The organism is Prauserella flavalba, from assembly GCF_003202235.1.
In the GTDB taxonomy this organism is placed as follows: Bacteria; Actinomycetota; Actinomycetes; order Mycobacteriales; family Pseudonocardiaceae; genus Prauserella_A; species Prauserella_A flavalba.
The window spans coordinates 1,470,884-1,487,821 of sequence record NZ_MASU01000005.1 but is presented as its reverse complement, the minus strand read 5'-3'; the positions used below and the strand labels follow the sequence as shown (position 1 = coordinate 1,487,821).

Below are 16,938 nucleotides of genomic sequence, written 5' to 3'. Positions count from 1 at the left end.
CGTGTTGCGATGGCACCATCGATGTGCCATAATGGTGTCATGGACTTGAGGTCGTATGTGAGCACCGTCCGCGACGAGTTGGCCGTGGCCGCCGAGGCCGGAGGGCCCGAGGCCCGCGCGCTCGCCGAGCGGCTGAGCGCCCCGCTGGAGTCGGCGATCCGGCTTACCCTGCTCGACGCACTGTCGGCCGCGGCGGACGAGATCACCCGCGACCTGGCGCCCGGCTCCGTGGAGGTGCGGCTGCGCGGCGGTGACCCGAGCTTCGCCGTCACGCTCCCGCCCGCCGATCAGCCCGCGGAGCGCATCGAGACGCCGGAACCCGAGCCCGCCGTGCCGCCGGTGCCGGAGGCCGAGGACGGGGCGATGTCCCGGATCAACGTCCGGATGCCCGAGCCGCTGAAGGCCCGCATCGAGGAGGCGGCGGCACAGCAGGGACGCTCGGTGAACGCCTGGCTCGTCCAAGCGGCCACCGCGGCCCTGCACGCGCCTCGGTCCACAGCGGACACCCGACGGCGTGGACCCCGCTCCGCGCAGCACATCACCGGCTGGGTTCGCTAACCCATACCGCTTCACCACCTTCACCGTCCCCGGCAGGCGGGGACGACGACACGCAAGCACCCCAGGAGGCTTTGCCATGCCCACTTTCGAGACCCCGGAACCGATCTCGGCGACCATCGAGCTGGTGGTCGGCGACCTGCGGATCGAGGCGAGCGACCGCACCGACACCGTGGTGGAGGTCCGGCCCACCGACGAGACGGACGAGTCCGACGTGCGGGCCGCCGAGCAGACCCGCGTCGAGTTCTCAGGTGGGAACCTGCTCGTGCGGGCGCCGAAGAACCGGCCGCTGGACTTCTCCAAGAAGAGCCGCTCGGTCGACGTGACCATCGAGCTGCCCTCGGGCTCGCGCGTGCACGCCGACGCGGCGATGGCCGACCTGCGTGGGACCGGACGGCTCGCCGACTGCCTGTTCAAGAGCGCCGCCGGGCACGTCCACCTCGACCAGACCGGTCCCTTGGAGCTGAACACCTCCGCGGGCAACGTCTCCGTCGACCGGATCGACGGCCGCGCAGAACTCTCCACCGGATCCGGCAAGCTCCGCATCGGCGAGCTCAACGGCGCAGGCGTCGTCAAGAACTCCAACGGTGACTGCGAGATCGGCGCGGTCACCGGCAAGCTCCGCGTGCGCAACGCCAACGGCGACATCTCCGTCGGCACCTCCGCCGACGCCGTGGACGCCCGCACCGCCAACGGCAGCATCGCGCTCGGCCACGCCGCCGGTGGCCCGCTCGCACTGGAGACGTCGATGGGCAACGTCGACGTCGGCATCAAGACGGGCACGCCGGCCTGGCTCGACGTCAAGACCGGCTTCGGCCGCGTGGACAGCGAGCTGGAGGCGAGCACGGACGGCCCGGGCCCCGGCAACGAGTCGATCGAGGTGCGGGCCCGCACCTCGATGGGCGATATCACCCTCCGCCGCAGTTGAGTCCGGAAAGGACACCGATCATGCGCACATCCACCCAGCCCGCGATCTCCGTCACCGGGCTGCGCAAGTCCTTCGGGGACACTGTGGTGCTCGACGGCGTCGACATGACCGTCGAGCCGGGCACCATCTTCTCCCTGCTCGGCCCCAACGGGGCGGGCAAGACCACCACCGTCAACATTCTCTCGACCCTGCTCACCCCCGATGCCGGCAGCGTGCGGGTCGCGGGGCACGACCTCGGACGCGACGCCGACGCCGTACGCCGCGCGATCGGCGTGACCGGCCAGTTCTCCGCCGTCGACAACCTGCTCACCGGCCGGGAGAACCTGCTGCTGATGGCCGACCTGCACCACCTGCGCCGCGACGAGGGTCGCCGCCGCGCGGACGAGCTCCTCGAGCGGTTCGACCTGACCGCGGTGGCGGGCAAGACACCCGCCACCTACTCCGGCGGCATGCGCCGCAAGCTCGACCTCGCGATGACTCTGGTCGGCGACCCGTCGGTGATCTTCCTCGACGAGCCCACCACCGGGCTCGACCCGCGCAGCCGCCGCACGATGTGGGACAGCATCCGCGACTTGACCGCGCGCGGCGTCACCCTCTTGCTCACCACCCAGTACCTCGAGGAGGCCGACCAGCTCGCCGACCGGATCGCCGTGCTGGACCACGGAAAGCTCGTCGCCGAGGGCACCGCCGAGGAGCTCAAGCGGCTCGTGCCCGGCGGGCACCTACGGCTGAGCTTCCCCGATGCCCGTGGGCTCGCGCTCGCGGCCGCCGCGCTCGGCGAGCCCGTCCGCGAGGAGGAGTCCCTCACGCTCCAGGTGCCCACCGACGGCAGCGTCGGCGCCCTGCGCGCCGTGCTGGACCGCCTCGACCACGCCGCCGTCGACGTCGCAGAGCTGACCGTGCACACCCCCGACCTCGACGATGTCTTCCTGAGCCTCACCGGGCACGCCACCGCCCCCGAACCGGCCAAGGAGGCCGCCTCGTGACCACGCTCGCCCTGCCCGCCCGTGACTCCGTCACGATGCTGCGCCGCAGCCTGCGCCGCATGCTGCGCTATCCGTCGCTGACCCTCATGCTGCTGGGGCAGCCGATCCTCTTCCTGCTGTTGTTCGTCTATGTCTTCGGCGGCACGCTGGGCGCCGGGCTCGGCCCGAGCGGTGGGCGCGCGGACTACCTCGCGTTCGTGGTGCCCGGCATCCTGACGATCACCGTCGCCAGCGTCGCGCTCGGCACCGCGGTCTCGGTCGCGATGGACGCGACGGAAGGCATCATGGCGCGGTTCCGGACGATGGCGATCAGCCGCGCCTCAGTGCTCACCGGGCACGTGCTGGGCACGCTGATCCAGACCGCGGTGGGGCTCGTCGTGGTGCTGGCCGTCGCCGTGGCGGCCGGGTTCCGGCCCTCGGCGGACGTGGGCGGCTGGCTCGCCGCGGCGGGGCTGGTCGTGCTGTTCACCGTGGCGCTGACGTGGCTGTCGGTCGCGCTCGGCCTGGTGTCGAAGAGCGTCGAGACGGCGAGCAACCTGCCCATGGTGCTGACGCTGCTACCGTTCCTGGGCAGCGGGTTCGTGCCCACCGACTCGATGCCGGCCTGGCTGCGCGTGTTCGCCGACTACCAGCCCTTCACCCCGGTGATCGACACGCTGCGCGCGCTCCTGCTCGGCACCCCGGTGGACGGCGGCAGCGCCGCGCTGGCCGTCGGCTGGTCGGCCGCGATCGCGCTCGCCGGCTACGTCTGGGCGAAGTCGCTGTTCCACCGCGGAGCCGCGCGCTGACCCGCGCCGACGAGGTCGGGAGCGCCGGGTGCTCACCACGGTGCGCGCCGGGCGCCCGCTGCGCGGCTGTCCTATCCGGACGATCACGAAGGCCGGCTCGTGACCGGCTTCGACGTGGTCCGATCGGTGAGCTGGGACCGCTGCGGTCAGGGCACGCGGCCGACGCCGCCGAGGAGCACGTTGCTCGCCTCGTCGTCGTCACCGGGCACGTACCCAGGCCGGGGCGGGTGCCAGTGCGTGGCGCGGACCAGACCGGGCGGCACGAGCTCGGTGTCGTCGAACAGGGCGGTGATCTCGTCGCGGCCGCGGACGTTGACCCGCTGCTGGACCTTGGTGTTGTACTGGCGCTCCGCGGCCTTCAGCCTGCGGCGCGCGTGCTCGCCGTCGGGCGCGGTGATGTGGCTGATCGCGACGTGACTGCCCGGGGTGAGTGCGCCGACGTACTGGCGCAGCAAGGGTTTGGCGTCCCCGCCGACGAACGGCAGCACCGAGACCAGCAGCAGCCCGACGGGCTCGGTGAAATCCAGCAGACGCGTCCCCGGATGGCCGAGCACGGAGCCGGGGTCGGTGAGGTCGGCCTGGATGCAGAGGGAATGCGGGTCGTCGGCCAGTATGTCGTTGCTGACGGCGATGGTGTCGGGGTCGATGTCGACGTAGACGACGCGGCTGTCGGGCCGGATCGCCTGCGCGATCTCGTGGACGTTGCCCGCGGTGGGATAACCGGAGCCGATGTCGAGGTACTGCCGCACGCCCTGCTTGGCCAGCCGGCGCACGACGCGCTGCAGGAAGTCCCGGTTGTACCGGGCGGTGCGCGCGGTGAGCGGGAACGCCTGCTGTGCGGCGATGGCGGCCTCGGCGTCGCACGGCAGATGGTGGTGACCACCGAGACACCAGTCGTAGACCCCGGCCGCCGTCGCTCGCGTGCGCTGTTCGGTCATCTGCCGCCTCCGGTGGGTGACGTTGCCTGCACGTTTCCAGTTCCGCGGCCGGACGGCAAGCCTCGTGCGGCCGGCTCAGCAGCAGTGTTCGCCGCGCCAGGCCTCGCGGCCCTCCTTGACCGCGACGGCGGCGATCACGAGTGCCACCACGGGGTCGGCCCACGACCAGCCCAGCAGGCTGTTGAGGAGCAGCCCGGCCAGCAGCACGCCGGACAGGTACGTGCACAGCAGGGTCTGCTTGGAGTCGGCGACGGCGCTCGCGGAGCCGAGTTCCCGGCCCGCCCTGCGCTGGGCGTAGGACAGGAACGGCATGATCAGCAGCGACGCGGCCGCCAGCACGATCCCGACCGTGGAGTGCTCGGCCGGGTCCCCGCCGAGGAGGGCCCGCACCGACTCGACCGTGACGTACGTGGCGAGCGCGAAGAACGACACCGCGATCACCTTCAGCGCGGTGCGTTCGCGTGCCTCCGGGTCCTTGCCGGAGAACTGCCAGGCCACGGCCGTCGCCGACGCGACCTCGATCACCGAGTCCAGTCCGAAGCCGATCAGCGCGGTGGACGACGCGATGGTGCCCGCCGTGATCGCGACGACCGCCTCGATGACGTTGTAGGTGATGGTGGCGGCCACGAACCACCGGACCCGGCGGGACAGCACCGCCCGCCGCTCCGGCGACACCGCGGCGGCCGAGCGCTCCTCGGCGCAGCACGCGTCCCCGCAGCTCTCCGCGGCGGCGGGGGACAGCGACAGCTCGCGAGGCTCGCTCATCGTGCCGCCTCCCGCGCGGGTGCCGGCTGCCCGGCGTCGTCAAGGCACAGCTCCTCGGTGTCCACGGCCAGCACCACGTGCACCAGCTCGCCCAACGCGCGCGCCAGGTGCGGATCGGCCAGCTCGTACCGGACCTGCCTGCCCTCGTAGGTCGCGACCACCAGGCCGCAGCCGCGCAGGCAGGCCAGGTGGTTGGACACGTTCGAGCGGGACAGCTCCAGCGACTCGGCGAGCTTGCCGGGGTAGCTCACACCATCCAGCAGGGCGACGAGGATGCGGCAGCGCGTCGGGTCCGCCAGCGCGCGGCCCAGCCGGGCCAGTGCCGCGCCGCGGGTCTCACACGTCAGCATGGCTCGAACAGTACAGCGAGCGCTGACACGACAGCAACCACTGAACTATTCCGCTCCTGGTGAATCGCCACCACCCTGCGGAGGTGCTCCGCGCCGCTGTGTCGTGTTCCACGCGCGGTGAAGGTGCCTTCACGGCTGCGGCGACCGACCCCGTCGCCCGCGTGGCTAGGGGAGGAGCACCGCGGCGCCGTCCACCCGGTCGGCCGCGAGGTCGGCCAATGCGCGGTCGGCGTGGTCGAGCGGATACGGGGTGGTGACCACGGTCAGCGGGTGCTGGGCGGCGATGGCGAGGAATTCCCTGGCGTCGGCGCGGGTGTTGGCGGTGACGCTGCGCAGCTGCCGTTCCTGGAACAGGTGCCGCTGGTAGCCGAGCACGGGGATGTCGGTGAGGTGGATGCCGGCGACGGCGAGGGTGCCCCCGCGGTCCAGTGCGGCGAGCGCGGCTGGAACGAGCGTGCCGACCGGGGCGAACAGGATCGCCGCGTCGAGCGGCTCCGGTGGCGGATCGGTGGCGCCTCCCACGGAACTGGCGCCCAGCTTCAGTGCGAGTTCCCTGGCACGGGCGCTGCGCGTGAGCACGTGAACGGTCGCGCCTCGTGCGAGCGCGACCTGTGCGGCCAGGTGCGCGCTCGCCCCGAACCCGTAGATGCCGAGGCGGCCCGCGTCGGGCAGCTCGGCGCGTTTCAGCGCCCGGTAGCCGATGATGCCGGCGCACAGCAGCGGCGCGAGCTCGGCGTCCGTGTAGCCGGAGGGAAGCCGGTGCGTGTAGGCGGCCGGTGCGGTGACGAACCGGGCGTAGCCGCCGTCGGTGTCCCAGCCCGTGTAGGTCGACAGTGGACACAGGTTCTCGGCGCCACGCCTGCAGTAGCGGCACCGTCCACACGTGCCCCGGAGCCACGCCACCCCGACGAGGTCGCCGGGCGCGAACCCGGTGGCGCCCTCGGCGATGTCGACGACCTCCCCGACGACCTCGTGGCCGGGGATCACGCCGGGACGATGCGGCGGGAGGTCGCCTTCCACCACGTGCAGATCGGTCCGGCACACCCCGCACGCCCGCACGCGGACGAGCAGTTCACCGCGCTCCGGCCGCGGCGTGGGCTCCTCCCTCGCCTCGAATCCCGGATAGGGCGCGGTGCTCGGACGACATACTCGCCAGGCCAACATGCCGCCACTGTCGCCGTCGACGCCGGGACCGGGGAAGGGCCCAAGGTCCCTGGACCGGAGCACGCGCCGTGCCCGGTGAGGTGACGGAAGGCCCTGTCCTCGGCCGCGGCCGCGCGGCAGCATCGAGCCAGGCCGACACTGCTGGAGGTGCGTGATGGACCACGTGAGGAAGTGGACGGTCGAGATCTTCCTCGACGAGCACGAGCACAGCACCCGCGCCGAAGCCAGGTTGCACACCGGCTCCGGCCCCGGCAGGACGGGGGTCGGGCGGGCGCGGCTCAACCCGCACGACACCAACATCCCGGAGATCGGCGACGAGCTCGCCGCAGCCAGGGCACTGGCCGACCTGGCTCACGAGCTGCTGGACGCCACGGCGGCCGACATCGAAGCCGTCACCGGCGGCCCGGCGCGGCTGACCGAGTAGCACGCCGCGCTGGTAGGTCGTCATGAGCGTGCTCGGCTATCCGCCCATCGTCGTGGGCATCGACGGCTCCGGTTCGGCGCTGCGGGCAGCGGCCTGGGCCGCGTGCGCCGCGGCGCTGAGGAACGCGCCCCTGCGGCTGGTCGCCGTGGGCATGATGCCCGCCCCCTACGGAGCCGGTGCCGGGCTGCTGCGGAGTTTCCTCGACGACCTGCGGGTGCAGGGACAGCACAGACTCGCCGAAGCGGCCGAGACGGCGGTGAAGGCCGCGGACGGCGTCGGCAGGCTCACGGTCACCACAGAGTTCGAGGTCGGGGGCGCGGTCACCGTGCTGCTGGACCGCGCTGCCGCCGCGCGGATGCTCGTGGTCGGCACACGCGGGCTGGGGGAACTGACCGCCACTCTCGTCGGCTCCGTCGCCAACGCACTGGTGTCCCACGCGCCGTGCCCCGTCGCGGTCGTCCGGGGCCGCACGCCGGAGGCCGAGCCTCCGGCGGAGGGCCCGGTGGTGGTGGGAGTCGACGGCTCCCGCCTGTCGGAGGCGGCCGTCGACCTCGCGTTCGAGGAGGCCGCGCTACGGGGATGCCCGCTGGTGGCCGTGCACACCTGGAGCGACGCACCGTTGCCGACCGCGTTCGGCACCCTTCCCGAGGACGCTCCCTGGGACGAGATCGAGACCGGGGAGCAGGCGTTGCTCGCCGAACGGCTCGCGGGCCGACGAGAACAGTACCCGGACGTGCCCGTCGAACGGGTCGTCACGCGGGATCTCCCCGCGCACAGCCTGCTGCGCTTCGCCGAGCGGGCACAGCTGATGGTGGTCGGCAGCAGAGGCCGTGGCGGGTTCCGGGGAATGCTGCTCGGCTCGACCAGCAACGCCCTCGTCCACCTGGCGCCCTGCCCGGTGCTGATCGTGCGCCACGCCGCGCCGAGTGAGGACCTAAGGCCCTGGGCCCGGGGTCCAGTTGCTGCAGCCGGGGGGACCGCTTCGCGCGGAAGCTGGAACGCGCAGCCGCGACGGGAGGAGCCCGATGACCGTGAACACCGCGACGCCCGAGCAGCAGCTCGGGCCGGCGCCGGAAGCCGAGCTCGCCCGGGTGGACGCCTGGTGGCGGGCGGCGAACTACCTGTCGGCGGGGCAGATCTACCTGCTCGACAACCCGCTGCTGGCGGAGCCGCTCGCGCCGGAGCACCTCAAGCCACGGCTGCTCGGCCACTGGGGCACGGTCCCCGGACTCACCCTCACCTACGCGCACCTCAACCGCGTCATCCGGCGCACCTCCGCCGACGTCCTGTTCGTCGCGGGCCCTGGACACGGCGCGGCGGCGCTGAACGCGGCAAGCTGGCTGGAGGGCACGTACTCCGAGTTCCACACGGCGATCGGCCAGGACACCGACGGCATGCGCGCGCTGTTCCGCCAGTTCTCCTTCCCCGGCGGGGTGTCCAGCCACGCGTCGCCGCATGTGCCCGGCTCCATCCACGAGGGCGGCGAGCTGGGCTACTCGCTCGCCCATGCGACCGGAGCCGCGCTCGACAACCCTGGGCTCGTGGTCGCGTGCGTGGTGGGCGACGGCGAGGCCGAGACCGGGCCGCTGGCGGCGAGTTGGCACGCGCCCGCGTTCCTCGACCCGGACGGCGACGGCGTAGTGCTGCCGATCCTGCACGTCAACGGGTACAAGATCGCCAACCCGACGGTGCTGTCCCGCCTGCCGAAGGCGGACCTGCACGGTCTGCTGCGGGGCCACGGCTGGGAGCCGATCGAGGTCGAATGCCCGCTCGGCGCCGACCCCGCCTCGGTGCACGAGCGCTACGCGGCCGCTCTGGACGAGGGTTTCGAGCGCATCGCCGACCGGGCCCACCCGATGATCGTGTTGCGCACCCCGAAGGGCTGGACCGGTCCCTCCGAGTTCGACGGCCACAGGCTGGAGGGCACCTGGCGTGCCCACCAGGTGCCGCTGCCCGGCGCGCGGCGTGACCCCCTGCAGCTCGCGCAACTGGAGCGGTGGCTGCGCTCGTACCGGCCCGAGGAGCTGTTCACCGCCGAGGGCGCACCCGCGCCGCTGGTGCGCTCGCAGCGACCCCGCGCGGAGCTGCGGATGAGCGGCACACCCCGGGCACACGGGCTCACCCAGCGCGACCTGCGGCTGCCCGAGGTCGCCGACTACGCACTGGAGGTCCCGGTTCCGGGTCAGGTGCTCGCCGAGTCCACGCGGGTACTCGGGGCCTACCTGCGGGACACGCTCGTGCTCAACGCCGAGGAGCGCAACCTGCTGCTGTTCTCGCCCGACGAGCACGCCTCCAACCGGCTGGACGCGACGTTCGAGGTGACCGGGCGGCGCTGGCAGCTGCCGACCGAATCCGGGGACGAGCACCTCGCGGGCGACGGCCGGGTGCTGGAGGTGCTGTCCGAGCACCTGTGCCAGGGCTGGCTGGAGGGCTACCTGCTCACCGGCAGGCACGGGTTGTTCTCAACCTACGAGGCGTTCGCCCACCTCGTCGACTCGATGGTCGCGCAGCACGCCAAGTGGGTGCACACCGCGGCGGGGGTGCCGTGGCGGCGGCCGGTGCCGAGCCTGAACTACCTGCTCACCTCGCACGTATGGCGGCAGGACCACAACGGAGCCTCCCACCAGGACCCGGGGTTCATCGACCACATCCTCAGCAAACGGGCCGAGGTCGCGCGCGTCTACCTGCCGCCGGACGCGAACTGCCTGCTGCAGGTCACCGACCACTGCCTGCGCTCGCGTGGCCTGGTCAACGTGATCGTCGCGGGCAAGCAGCCCGAGTACCAGTACCTCGGCCACGACGCGGCGCGGGCGCACTGCGCGCAGGGGATCGGCATCTGGGAGTGGGCGGGCACCGAGTCGGTCGACGGGGCCGACGTGGTGCTCGCGTGCGCGGGCGACGTGCCGACGCAGGAGGCGCTGGCCGCGGTCGGCGTGCTGCGCGGGCTCGTGCCCGACCTGCGGATCCGGGTCGTCAACGTGGTCGACCTGACCCGGCTCGCCGCCCGCGAGCGGCACCCGCACGGGCTGACCGACCGCGACTACACGGCCATCTTCACCGAAGACACGCCGGTGATCTTCGCCTTCCACGGTTACCCGTGGCTGATCCACGAGCTGACCTACAGCCGGCCTGGGCACGAGCACCTGCACGTCCACGGCTTCAGCGAGAACGGCACCACGACGACGCCGTTCGACATGTGCGTGCTCAACGGCATCGACCGGTTCCAGCTCGCCCTCGCCGCGCTGGAGCGCGTTCCGAGGGTCGCGGGCAGGCTGGGCAATCTCCGGCAGCGGCTGCTGGCCGAGCTCGACCGGCACCACGATCACATCCGGCGCACCGGCGAGGACCTGCCGGAGATTCGTGCGTGGAGGTGGGGTCGCTGATGCGCGTGCTGACCGTCAACCCCGGCTCGTCGAGCCTGAAACTGGCCGTCGTCGAGGGCGGGACAGGGCTGGCCGAGCTCACGCTTGACCACTGGTCCGGGGCTTCCGGCGGCGAGCTCGCCCGGTTCGCCGGGGCACACGCCCAGCTCGACGCCGCGGCCGTGCGCGTGGTCCACGGCGGCGCGCGGCGCGGCCCGGTGCGGCTGGACGAGACGGTGCTCGGCGAGCTGGAGCGGTGGGTGCCGATGGCGCCGCTGCACCAGCCACGCTCGGTCGCGCTGGCCCGGCACCTGCTCGGCGTGCTGCCCGGCGTCCCCGTGGTCGCGTGCTTCGATACGGCGTTCCACGCGGACCTGCCCGAGCGCGCGGCGACCTACGCGCTGCCGCACGGCTGGCGCGCCACCTACGGCATCCGCCGGTACGGGTTCCACGGGCTCTCGCTGGCTCACGCCTGCCGGCAGGCCGCGCGCGTGCTCGGCGCGCCGCCTGCTGAACTGGGCCTCGTGTGCTGCCACCTTGGTGCCGGCGCGTCGGTGACGGCGGTCGACGGCGGGCGAAGCGTCGACACGTCGATGGGGTTCACCCCGCTGGAGGGCGTGCCGATGGCCACGCGCGCGGGCTCGATCGACCCCGGAATCCCGCTGTACCTGATGCGTCAGCACGGTTTTTCGGTGTCGCAAGTGGACACGGAGCTCAATCATCACTCGGGGCTCGCCGGGCTGTCCGGTACCAGCGGGGACATCCGGGAGGTCGTCGCGGCGCGGGCGCACGGCGATCCGGCGGCGCGGCTGGCGCTGGACGTCTACGTGCACCGGCTGCGCCGGGAGATCGCCGCAGCCGCGGTGTCGCTGCCCGCACTGCACGCCGTGGTGCTCACCGGGGGAGTGGCCGAGCACCAGGCCGGGCTGCGGGCCGAGCTGTTCACCGGCGCACATTTCGGCATCCGCGTCGACCCTGTGCGCAACGCCGCCGACGGTGACCGCGTGATCAGCACCGGCGGCTCCGGCGTCGCCGTGGTGCTGATCGCCTGCCGGGAAGACCTCGAGCTCGCCCGGCAGACCGAGCTGCTCCTGCTCGCGAACCAGGTGGAGGTGAGCGCACGATGAGCGCCGAGACCGGTGTCGTGCCCGGTGCCGTGGTGCGGGCGGCGCTGCGCGCGGCCGTGCGGGCACCGTCGCCGCACAACACGCAGCCCTGGCGGTTCCGGGCCGGGGCCGCGCGCATCGACGTGCTGTTCGACGACAGCCGGCTGCTGCGGGTCGCCGACCCTGACGGCAGGGAGGCGTACCTGTCGTGCGGCGCGGCGCTGCTGAACATGCGGCTGGCGATCACGTCGAGGGGCCACGGTTGCCGGGTCGAGCTGCTGCCCGACCGGGCGCGGCCCCTGCTGCTCGGCACCGTCCATATCGGAGGCCAGCACCGGCCCTGGCCCGACGAGCACCGGCTCGCCGGGGTGATCGAGCGCAGGCACACCAACCGGAGGCCGTTCCTCGACCGGCCGGTCCCGGGTCACCTGCGGCACGTGCTGACCCGCGCGGCCGCGGCCGAGGGAGCGGATCTGGTGCTGCTCGGCACCGCGGCGCTCGACGCGTTCGCCGCGTTGCTGCGCCGTGCCGACCACATGCTCAGCGAGAACCCGGACTACCAGGCCGAGCTGCGGGCGTGGACCCACGGCGGGCAGCGCCAGGACGGGGTACCCCTCTCGGCGGGCGGGCCGGCGGGCTCACCACACGGACTCCTGGCACTGCGCGACTTCGGTGGCCACGACGCCTTGCGGGAGCGGGAGTTCGAACGGGAGCCGCTGCTGGCGGTGCTCACCACCTCCGGCGACACGCGGCTCCACCGGCTGCGCGCCGGGATGGCGATGCAGCGCGTGCTGCTCGCCGCCACCGACGGCGGCCTGAGCGCGTCGTTCCTGTCGCAGGCGATCGAGGTCGAGCAGGTGCGCGGCGAACTGCGGCGCCTGCTCGGCGGGCGCGCCGAGCCGCAGACCGTCCTGCGGCTCGGGTACGGCTTTCCCGGCGCGCCCACACCGCGCCGGTCCGTGACCGAGGTCGCCGTCGAGGAGGGGCCATGAGCACCGGGACAGTGGGCTGGTCCGCCGCCGAGGCGGACACCCTCGCGAACGCCGTCGTCAGCGCGCCCTCGGTGCTCAACACACAGCCGTGGTCACTGCACCTGGAGCGGTACGAGGCCCTGCTGCGGGAACGCCGCGACGCGTGGTTGCCCTACCACGACCCAAAGGGTCGTGACCGGGCGATCTCCTGCGGCGCGGCCGTGCCCAACCTGGAGCTGGCCGTGCGCGTGCTCGGCCGCGAGACCACCACGATCCTGCTGCCCGATCCGGACCGGCCGGAGCTCGTCGCGCGGGTCGTCGCGAGTGCGGAGCGCGAACCCGATGCGGACGAGCGGCGCGCGTACGCCGCGATCGCGCGGCGGCGCAGCTACCGGCTGCCGTTCGCCGGTACTCCGGTGCCCGCAGACGTGCTCGCCACGGTCCTGCGGCCCGGCGCCGTGGACGGCGTGCGGGCGGCCCACGTGCGGGAGGCGCACGAGGTGAACGAGCTAGCGGCGATGCTGGAGTACGCCGCGGTGGCCCAGCAGCGGGATCCCGGCTACCAGCGGGAGCTGTCGCTGTGGACGATCCAAGACCAGCGCTCGCACCGGCACGGCGTCGGCGTTGCCGGTGCCGCCCTGCCCTCGCCGTCGACGCTGCCCTGGGCGGGCCTGGCGCGCCCGCGCACCGCGGTGCCAGACCAGGTGACACTGGCCCGGCGGCTCGCCGATGAGACCGTGCTGCTGTTCCACACCGATGACGACACACGGCTCGACCACGTGCGCGTCGGGATCGCGATGGAACACGCGTGGCTCACGCTGGTGTCCTCGGGCCTCGTCGCCGCGGTGCAGACCCAGCCGCTGCAGCTGCCGGAGGTCCGCGCGCGCCTCGCCGACACGCTCGTGCTGCCGGGGCCCGCGCAGCTGCTCATGCGGATCGGGTACCCCGTGGGCCCGGTCCCGCGGAGCCCCCGCCGCAGCACGTTCGAACTGCTGCGCGGCGATTGAGTCCACAGTGGATATCCGAGCGGAGGCACGATGCTCGCACGTGATGTGATGACCGCGCCGGTGGTGACGGTGACCCCGGAGACGCCCGTCAGGACCGCGGCGGCGACACTCGCGGCGCGCGGGTTCACCGCGCTGCCCGTGGTGAACGACGAGGGGTGGCTGCTCGGGGTCGTCACGGAGATCGACCTCGTCCGCGACCGGTTTCCGCGCGACATCCGCTCTCCCCGGCTGGAGGACGTGAGCGAGCCCCCGCCGGGTGCCACGGTGGGCGACGTGATGACCGCGCCCGCCGTCGCGGTCGGGGTCACGCTCGACGTCGTCGGCGTGGTGCGGGTGATGCTGGACGAGGGACTGCGCAGCCTGCCCGTCGTCGACGGCGAGCGCGTGGTGGGCATCGTCAGCCGCCGGGACCTCGTGCGCATGCTCGCCAGGGACGACGCGATGCTCGCCCGCGACGTGCGCAACCGGCTCGCGATGGTCAGCGCGCCCGGCCGGTGGGGCGTCCACGTCGACGACGGCGTCGTCACCCTCACCGACCCGAAGGACGACGAGAGCGACCGGCACGTCGCCACGGTCCTGGCCGAGAGCGTGCCGGGCGTGCTGCGCGTGCGCTGCGTCCACGAGACCGGGTGAATGCCCGTCAGCCTGCCGGCACCGCCTCGGCGGCCTGCTCCGGGCCGGGTGGCCAGCCGAGGCGGATCAGCAGCTGCGGCGTGCGCCCGCCGGCGAGCCTGCCGCTGACGGCGGCGCGGGCGCCAGTGACCTCCAGCGGCGCGTCGAGCACGCACGTGGCGAGTCCGAGCGAGGTCGCGGCGAGGAGCACGAAGCTGACCGCCTCACCGGCCCTGAGCCTGGCGATCCGGTCGTCCGTGTCGGTGCCCAGTATCAGCACCAGGCCGGGTTCCTCGGCCAGCGCGAGCCTGCTCACGTCCTGCGACGGGCCCTGAACGACCCACAGCACCGCGCCTTCCCGCGCCGCGTGCAGGGCGAGCCGGTCGAGGCAGGCGGCGGGTACCGGACGCGGGCTGTACCGCCGCCGGTCGTCGTGGCGCAGTGGGATCACGGAGGCGAGCGCCAGCTCGGCCGGACGGGGTTCGTGTGCCCGCAGGGTCACGGTCGCCAGCTGCTCAGTGGGGGCGGGCAAACGATGGACGTGGGTGCGGTGGCCCAGCGCCGCCAGTGCGGTACGTACATGGTGCAGCGCTGCCCCGCAGCCGAGCAGGACCTCGCGGTGTTCCCGGGTCGCGGGGTCGGCGGACAGGCGCACCTTCCCGTCGCCGACGCTCCAGGTCCACGCGGTGGGTGTCCACCGAGGGGCCTGCTCCGCCAGGGACAGCGCCTCCGTGATGGCTTCGTGGTCCGCGTGATCCGCGATCGTGCCGTTCATCCCGTCCACCGTCCCACCGCGCGCGGATGAACGAACAGGGCCGGAAGCCGCGCGTTGTGGGGACCTTCGTTTCTCCCGGGACGCGGTCGATCGGCGGATCGTCGGTGGTGAGGACGACGACAGGAACGGAGGCACACCGATGAAAGCGGTGGTCATCTTCGAATCGATGTTCGGCAACACCGAGTCCGTCGCGCGGGCGGTCGCCGAGGGGCTGCGCAGGCACGGGTCCGTGGCGGTGGACGTCGTCAACGTGGACGACGCGGAGCGCGCGCCCGGTGACGACGTCCAGCTGGTGGTCGCGGGCGGTCCCACGCACGCCTTCGGCCTGAGCGGGCAGCGGACCCGCGAGTCCGCGAAGCGGCAGGCCACCGGCGCGCTCGTCACGCGGCGCACCGGACTGCGCGAATGGCTCGACGCGCTGCCCGGCGCGCGGCCGTCGGCCTGGGCTGCGGCGTTCGCGACGAAGGCCGCGAAACCGCGCTGGCTGCCGGGATCCGCCGCGAAGGGAGCCGCGAAACGGTTGCGAGGCAAGGGCTACCGGCTGATCACCGGGCCGAAGGACTTCACGGTGGAGGGAACCGAGGGCCCCCTGTCGGAGGGCCAGCTCGCGCGTGCCCGCGAGTGGGGTGCGGAACTCGGCGCCACCTGGATGTCCGCTGTGGACTCCCGGTCGTGAGGCGAACAGGGTGATGGCCTACTGCTCGAGGTAGGCCATCGCCTGTGTCAGCGAGTCGTCGACGGTGCCCGCCGTCAGCACCCGGTGAGCCGAGGGCCAGGGCTTCACCCTGCGCGCCAGGTGCTCGGCGATCTCGGGGGTCGCGTCGGACACCGAGCGGCTCCGGGCGGCGAGCCTCGCCCTGGTCGTGGCCATCGGAGCCTGGCATTCGAGCTCCACCAGCGTGCTGTGCGAGCGGTCGGCCAGGTCCGCGGCGGCGGTCCGCGGCTCCGGCGCGGTCCACGACGCGTCGAGCACGACCGTCTCACCGAGCCCGAGCCGCTCACCGGCGCGGCGCAGCAGTTCGGTGTAGGCGCGTTCGGTGTGCGCGCGGTCGTAGATGCCCTCCTCGAACGCGGCGGCCGCGCTCTGCCCGGGAGCCAGCCCGGCGAGTTCCTTGCGTACCCGGTCGCTGTTGAACACGGTGGCGCCGAGCCGTTCGCCGAGCGCGTCGCTCAGCGAGGACTTGCCCGTGCCGGGCAGCCCGCCGACGAGGATCAGCCGTACCTCGCCCGCCCGCAGCCGGCGCACCGCGAGCAGCGCGTGCTGGCGCGCGAGCGCGGCGGCGTCGGGCTGGCCCTGCGCGTGGCGTAGGCACGCGACCTTCGCGCGGACGAACGCCCGGTAGGCCACGAAATGGTGTCGCAGCGGGGGAGGAGCCGGGTCGCGCGCGTGCTCGGCGTAGGTGTCCAGCAGCAGCTCACCCAGCCGCACCGCGCCGAGGCGCTCCAGGTCCATCGCGAGGAACGCGACGTCGTCGAGCCCGTCCACGGCCCGCAGCCGCGCGTCGAACTCCAGGCAGTCCAGAATCCGGGGGCCGTCGTCGAGGCAGAAGATGTCCTCGGCGAGCAGGTCGGCGTGCCCGTCGACGATGCGCCCCTCGGCGATCCTGCGGGCGAACAAGGGCGCGCGGCCCGCGAGGAACTCGCCGGTGAGCCGTTCGATCTGCTCGGCGGCACCGGCGCCGAGCACGTGCCGGTGCGGGCGCACCTGGTCGAAGCTGGCCTGCCAGCGGCCCCGGATCGCGTCGCGCGTGCCCTCACGGTCGATCTCCGGCCCGCGCGCCGCCGTGCGGTGGAACCGGGCCAGCATCCCGGCCACGGTGCGGACGGTGTCCTCCAGTGGCGTGCCCTGGCGCACCAGCGTCGACAGGCGGCGCTCCCCGGGCATCCGCCGCATCACCACGAGGTGTTCGCACACCCGCCCGTCCGGCCCGGTGACGTCGGCGACGCCCCGGTACACGTCCGGCGCGAGCCTGGCGTTGAGCGTCACCTCGTCGTGGCACGCCCGTTCGCGGGCGGCCAGCGTCGTGAAGTCGAGAAATCCGAGGTCGACGGGTTTCTTCAGTTTGTAGGCGGTGTCGCCGACGAGGAAGACCACGCCGATGTGCGTCTCATGCACGGCCGCCCAGGCGCCGGAGCGGGAGGCGGGGTCGGGGAACGCTGCGAGTGCGGACATGCCCACAGACTCGTGGTCCTGGAGGGCGGCCGGG

17 protein-coding genes and 1 pseudogene are annotated in these 16,938 nt (G+C 73.2%); 12 read left to right on the top strand and 6 right to left on the bottom strand.

All coding sequences use genetic code 11. The features are described 5' to 3' along the window. The first annotated feature begins 39 nt into the window (after positions 1–39). The 4 genes from BA062_RS14580 to BA062_RS14565 all read left to right on the top strand — a co-directional run bounded on the left by BA062_RS14580 (position 40) and on the right by BA062_RS14565 (position 3,257). Positions 40–558: a toxin-antitoxin system HicB family antitoxin gene (locus tag BA062_RS14580; RefSeq protein ID WP_210406846.1), complete on the top strand. Its 519-nt coding sequence runs from the start codon at positions 40–42 to the stop codon at positions 556–558. Between the two features lie 76 nt (positions 559–634). Further along, positions 635–1,483, top strand: coding sequence for a DUF4097 family beta strand repeat-containing protein (locus BA062_RS14575; RefSeq protein ID WP_110336570.1), 849 nt, complete (start codon positions 635–637; stop codon positions 1,481–1,483). A 20-nt stretch (positions 1,484–1,503) separates the two neighbouring features. After that, complete coding sequence (locus tag BA062_RS14570; RefSeq protein WP_110336569.1) at positions 1,504–2,469, top strand: ATP-binding cassette domain-containing protein; 966 nt, start codon at positions 1,504–1,506, stop codon at positions 2,467–2,469. Further along, the gene (locus BA062_RS14565; RefSeq protein WP_110336568.1) at positions 2,466–3,257 is read left to right on the top strand and encodes an ABC transporter permease; all 792 of its coding nucleotides are present in this window, start codon (positions 2,466–2,468) and stop codon (positions 3,255–3,257) included. Before BA062_RS14570 ends, BA062_RS14565 begins: the two co-directional genes overlap by 4 nt. Before the next feature lie 146 nt (positions 3,258–3,403). On the opposite strand, the gene BA062_RS14560 is transcribed toward BA062_RS14565, so the two are convergent. The 4 genes from BA062_RS14560 to BA062_RS14545 form a co-directional block, all read right to left on the bottom strand. Continuing rightward, positions 3,404–4,195, bottom strand: coding sequence for an SAM-dependent methyltransferase (locus BA062_RS14560; RefSeq protein WP_110336567.1), 792 nt, complete (start codon positions 4,193–4,195; stop codon positions 3,404–3,406). A gap of 75 nt (positions 4,196–4,270) precedes the next feature. Next, a complete protein-coding gene (locus BA062_RS14555; RefSeq protein ID WP_245959820.1) occupies positions 4,271–4,960 on the bottom strand; it encodes a cation efflux transmembrane domain-containing protein in 690 nt (229 codons plus the stop codon). Continuing rightward, entirely contained in the window at positions 4,957–5,310 is a 354-nt protein-coding gene (gene cmtR, locus BA062_RS14550) for a Cd(II)/Pb(II)-sensing metalloregulatory transcriptional regulator CmtR (RefSeq protein WP_110336566.1), read from the bottom strand. Before cmtR ends, BA062_RS14555 begins: the two co-directional genes overlap by 4 nt. 165 nt (positions 5,311–5,475) lie before the next feature. Continuing rightward, positions 5,476–6,474, bottom strand: coding sequence for a zinc-binding alcohol dehydrogenase family protein (locus BA062_RS14545; RefSeq protein WP_110337365.1), 999 nt, complete (start codon positions 6,472–6,474; stop codon positions 5,476–5,478). Between the two features lie 154 nt (positions 6,475–6,628). Between BA062_RS14545 and BA062_RS14540 the strand changes: the two genes are divergently transcribed. The 7 genes and pseudogenes from BA062_RS14540 (at position 6,629) to BA062_RS14510 (ending at position 13,977) form a co-directional block, all read left to right on the top strand. After that, complete coding sequence (locus BA062_RS14540) at positions 6,629–6,898, top strand: DUF1876 domain-containing protein (protein ID WP_110336565.1); 270 nt, start codon at positions 6,629–6,631, stop codon at positions 6,896–6,898. Positions 6,899–6,920: 22 nt separating this feature from the next. Continuing rightward, positions 6,921–7,799: pseudogene (locus BA062_RS14535) on the top strand (universal stress protein); the annotation flags it as partial. A gap of 124 nt (positions 7,800–7,923) precedes the next feature. Next, positions 7,924–10,281 (top strand): phosphoketolase family protein, encoded by a 2,358-nt coding sequence (locus BA062_RS14530; RefSeq protein ID WP_110336564.1) that lies wholly within the window; start codon positions 7,924–7,926, stop codon positions 10,279–10,281. Next, positions 10,281–11,387 (top strand): acetate/propionate family kinase, encoded by a 1,107-nt coding sequence (locus BA062_RS14525; protein ID WP_110337363.1) that lies wholly within the window; start codon positions 10,281–10,283, stop codon positions 11,385–11,387. Before BA062_RS14530 ends, BA062_RS14525 begins: the two co-directional genes overlap by 1 nt. Further along, complete coding sequence (locus tag BA062_RS14520; RefSeq protein WP_110336563.1) at positions 11,384–12,358, top strand: Acg family FMN-binding oxidoreductase; 975 nt, start codon at positions 11,384–11,386, stop codon at positions 12,356–12,358. Before BA062_RS14525 ends, BA062_RS14520 begins: the two co-directional genes overlap by 4 nt. After that, on the top strand, positions 12,355–13,344 hold the full coding sequence (locus BA062_RS14515; protein ID WP_110336562.1) for an Acg family FMN-binding oxidoreductase: 990 nt from the start codon (positions 12,355–12,357) through the stop codon (positions 13,342–13,344). The genes BA062_RS14520 and BA062_RS14515 overlap by 4 nt, the downstream gene beginning before the upstream one ends. 30 nt (positions 13,345–13,374) lie before the next feature. After that, entirely contained in the window at positions 13,375–13,977 is a 603-nt protein-coding gene (locus tag BA062_RS14510) for a CBS domain-containing protein (RefSeq protein WP_110336561.1), read from the top strand. A gap of 7 nt (positions 13,978–13,984) precedes the next feature. Here the strand turns inward: BA062_RS14510 and BA062_RS14505 are convergent, their stop codons facing one another. Next, positions 13,985–14,731, bottom strand: coding sequence for a nitroreductase family protein (locus BA062_RS14505; protein ID WP_168213952.1), 747 nt, complete (start codon positions 14,729–14,731; stop codon positions 13,985–13,987). Between the two features lie 139 nt (positions 14,732–14,870). Between BA062_RS14505 and BA062_RS14500 the strand changes: the two genes are divergently transcribed. After that, entirely contained in the window at positions 14,871–15,407 is a 537-nt protein-coding gene (locus BA062_RS14500; protein WP_110336559.1) for a flavodoxin domain-containing protein, read from the top strand. A gap of 18 nt (positions 15,408–15,425) precedes the next feature. Here BA062_RS14500 and BA062_RS14495 read toward each other — a convergent pair whose 3' ends face one another. Beyond that, positions 15,426–16,904 carry a bifunctional aminoglycoside phosphotransferase/ATP-binding protein gene (locus tag BA062_RS14495; protein ID WP_110336558.1) on the bottom strand — a complete coding sequence of 493 codons (1,479 nt, stop codon included), beginning with the start codon at positions 16,902–16,904 and terminating at the stop codon, positions 15,426–15,428. Between the last annotated feature and the right edge of the window lie 34 nt (positions 16,905–16,938).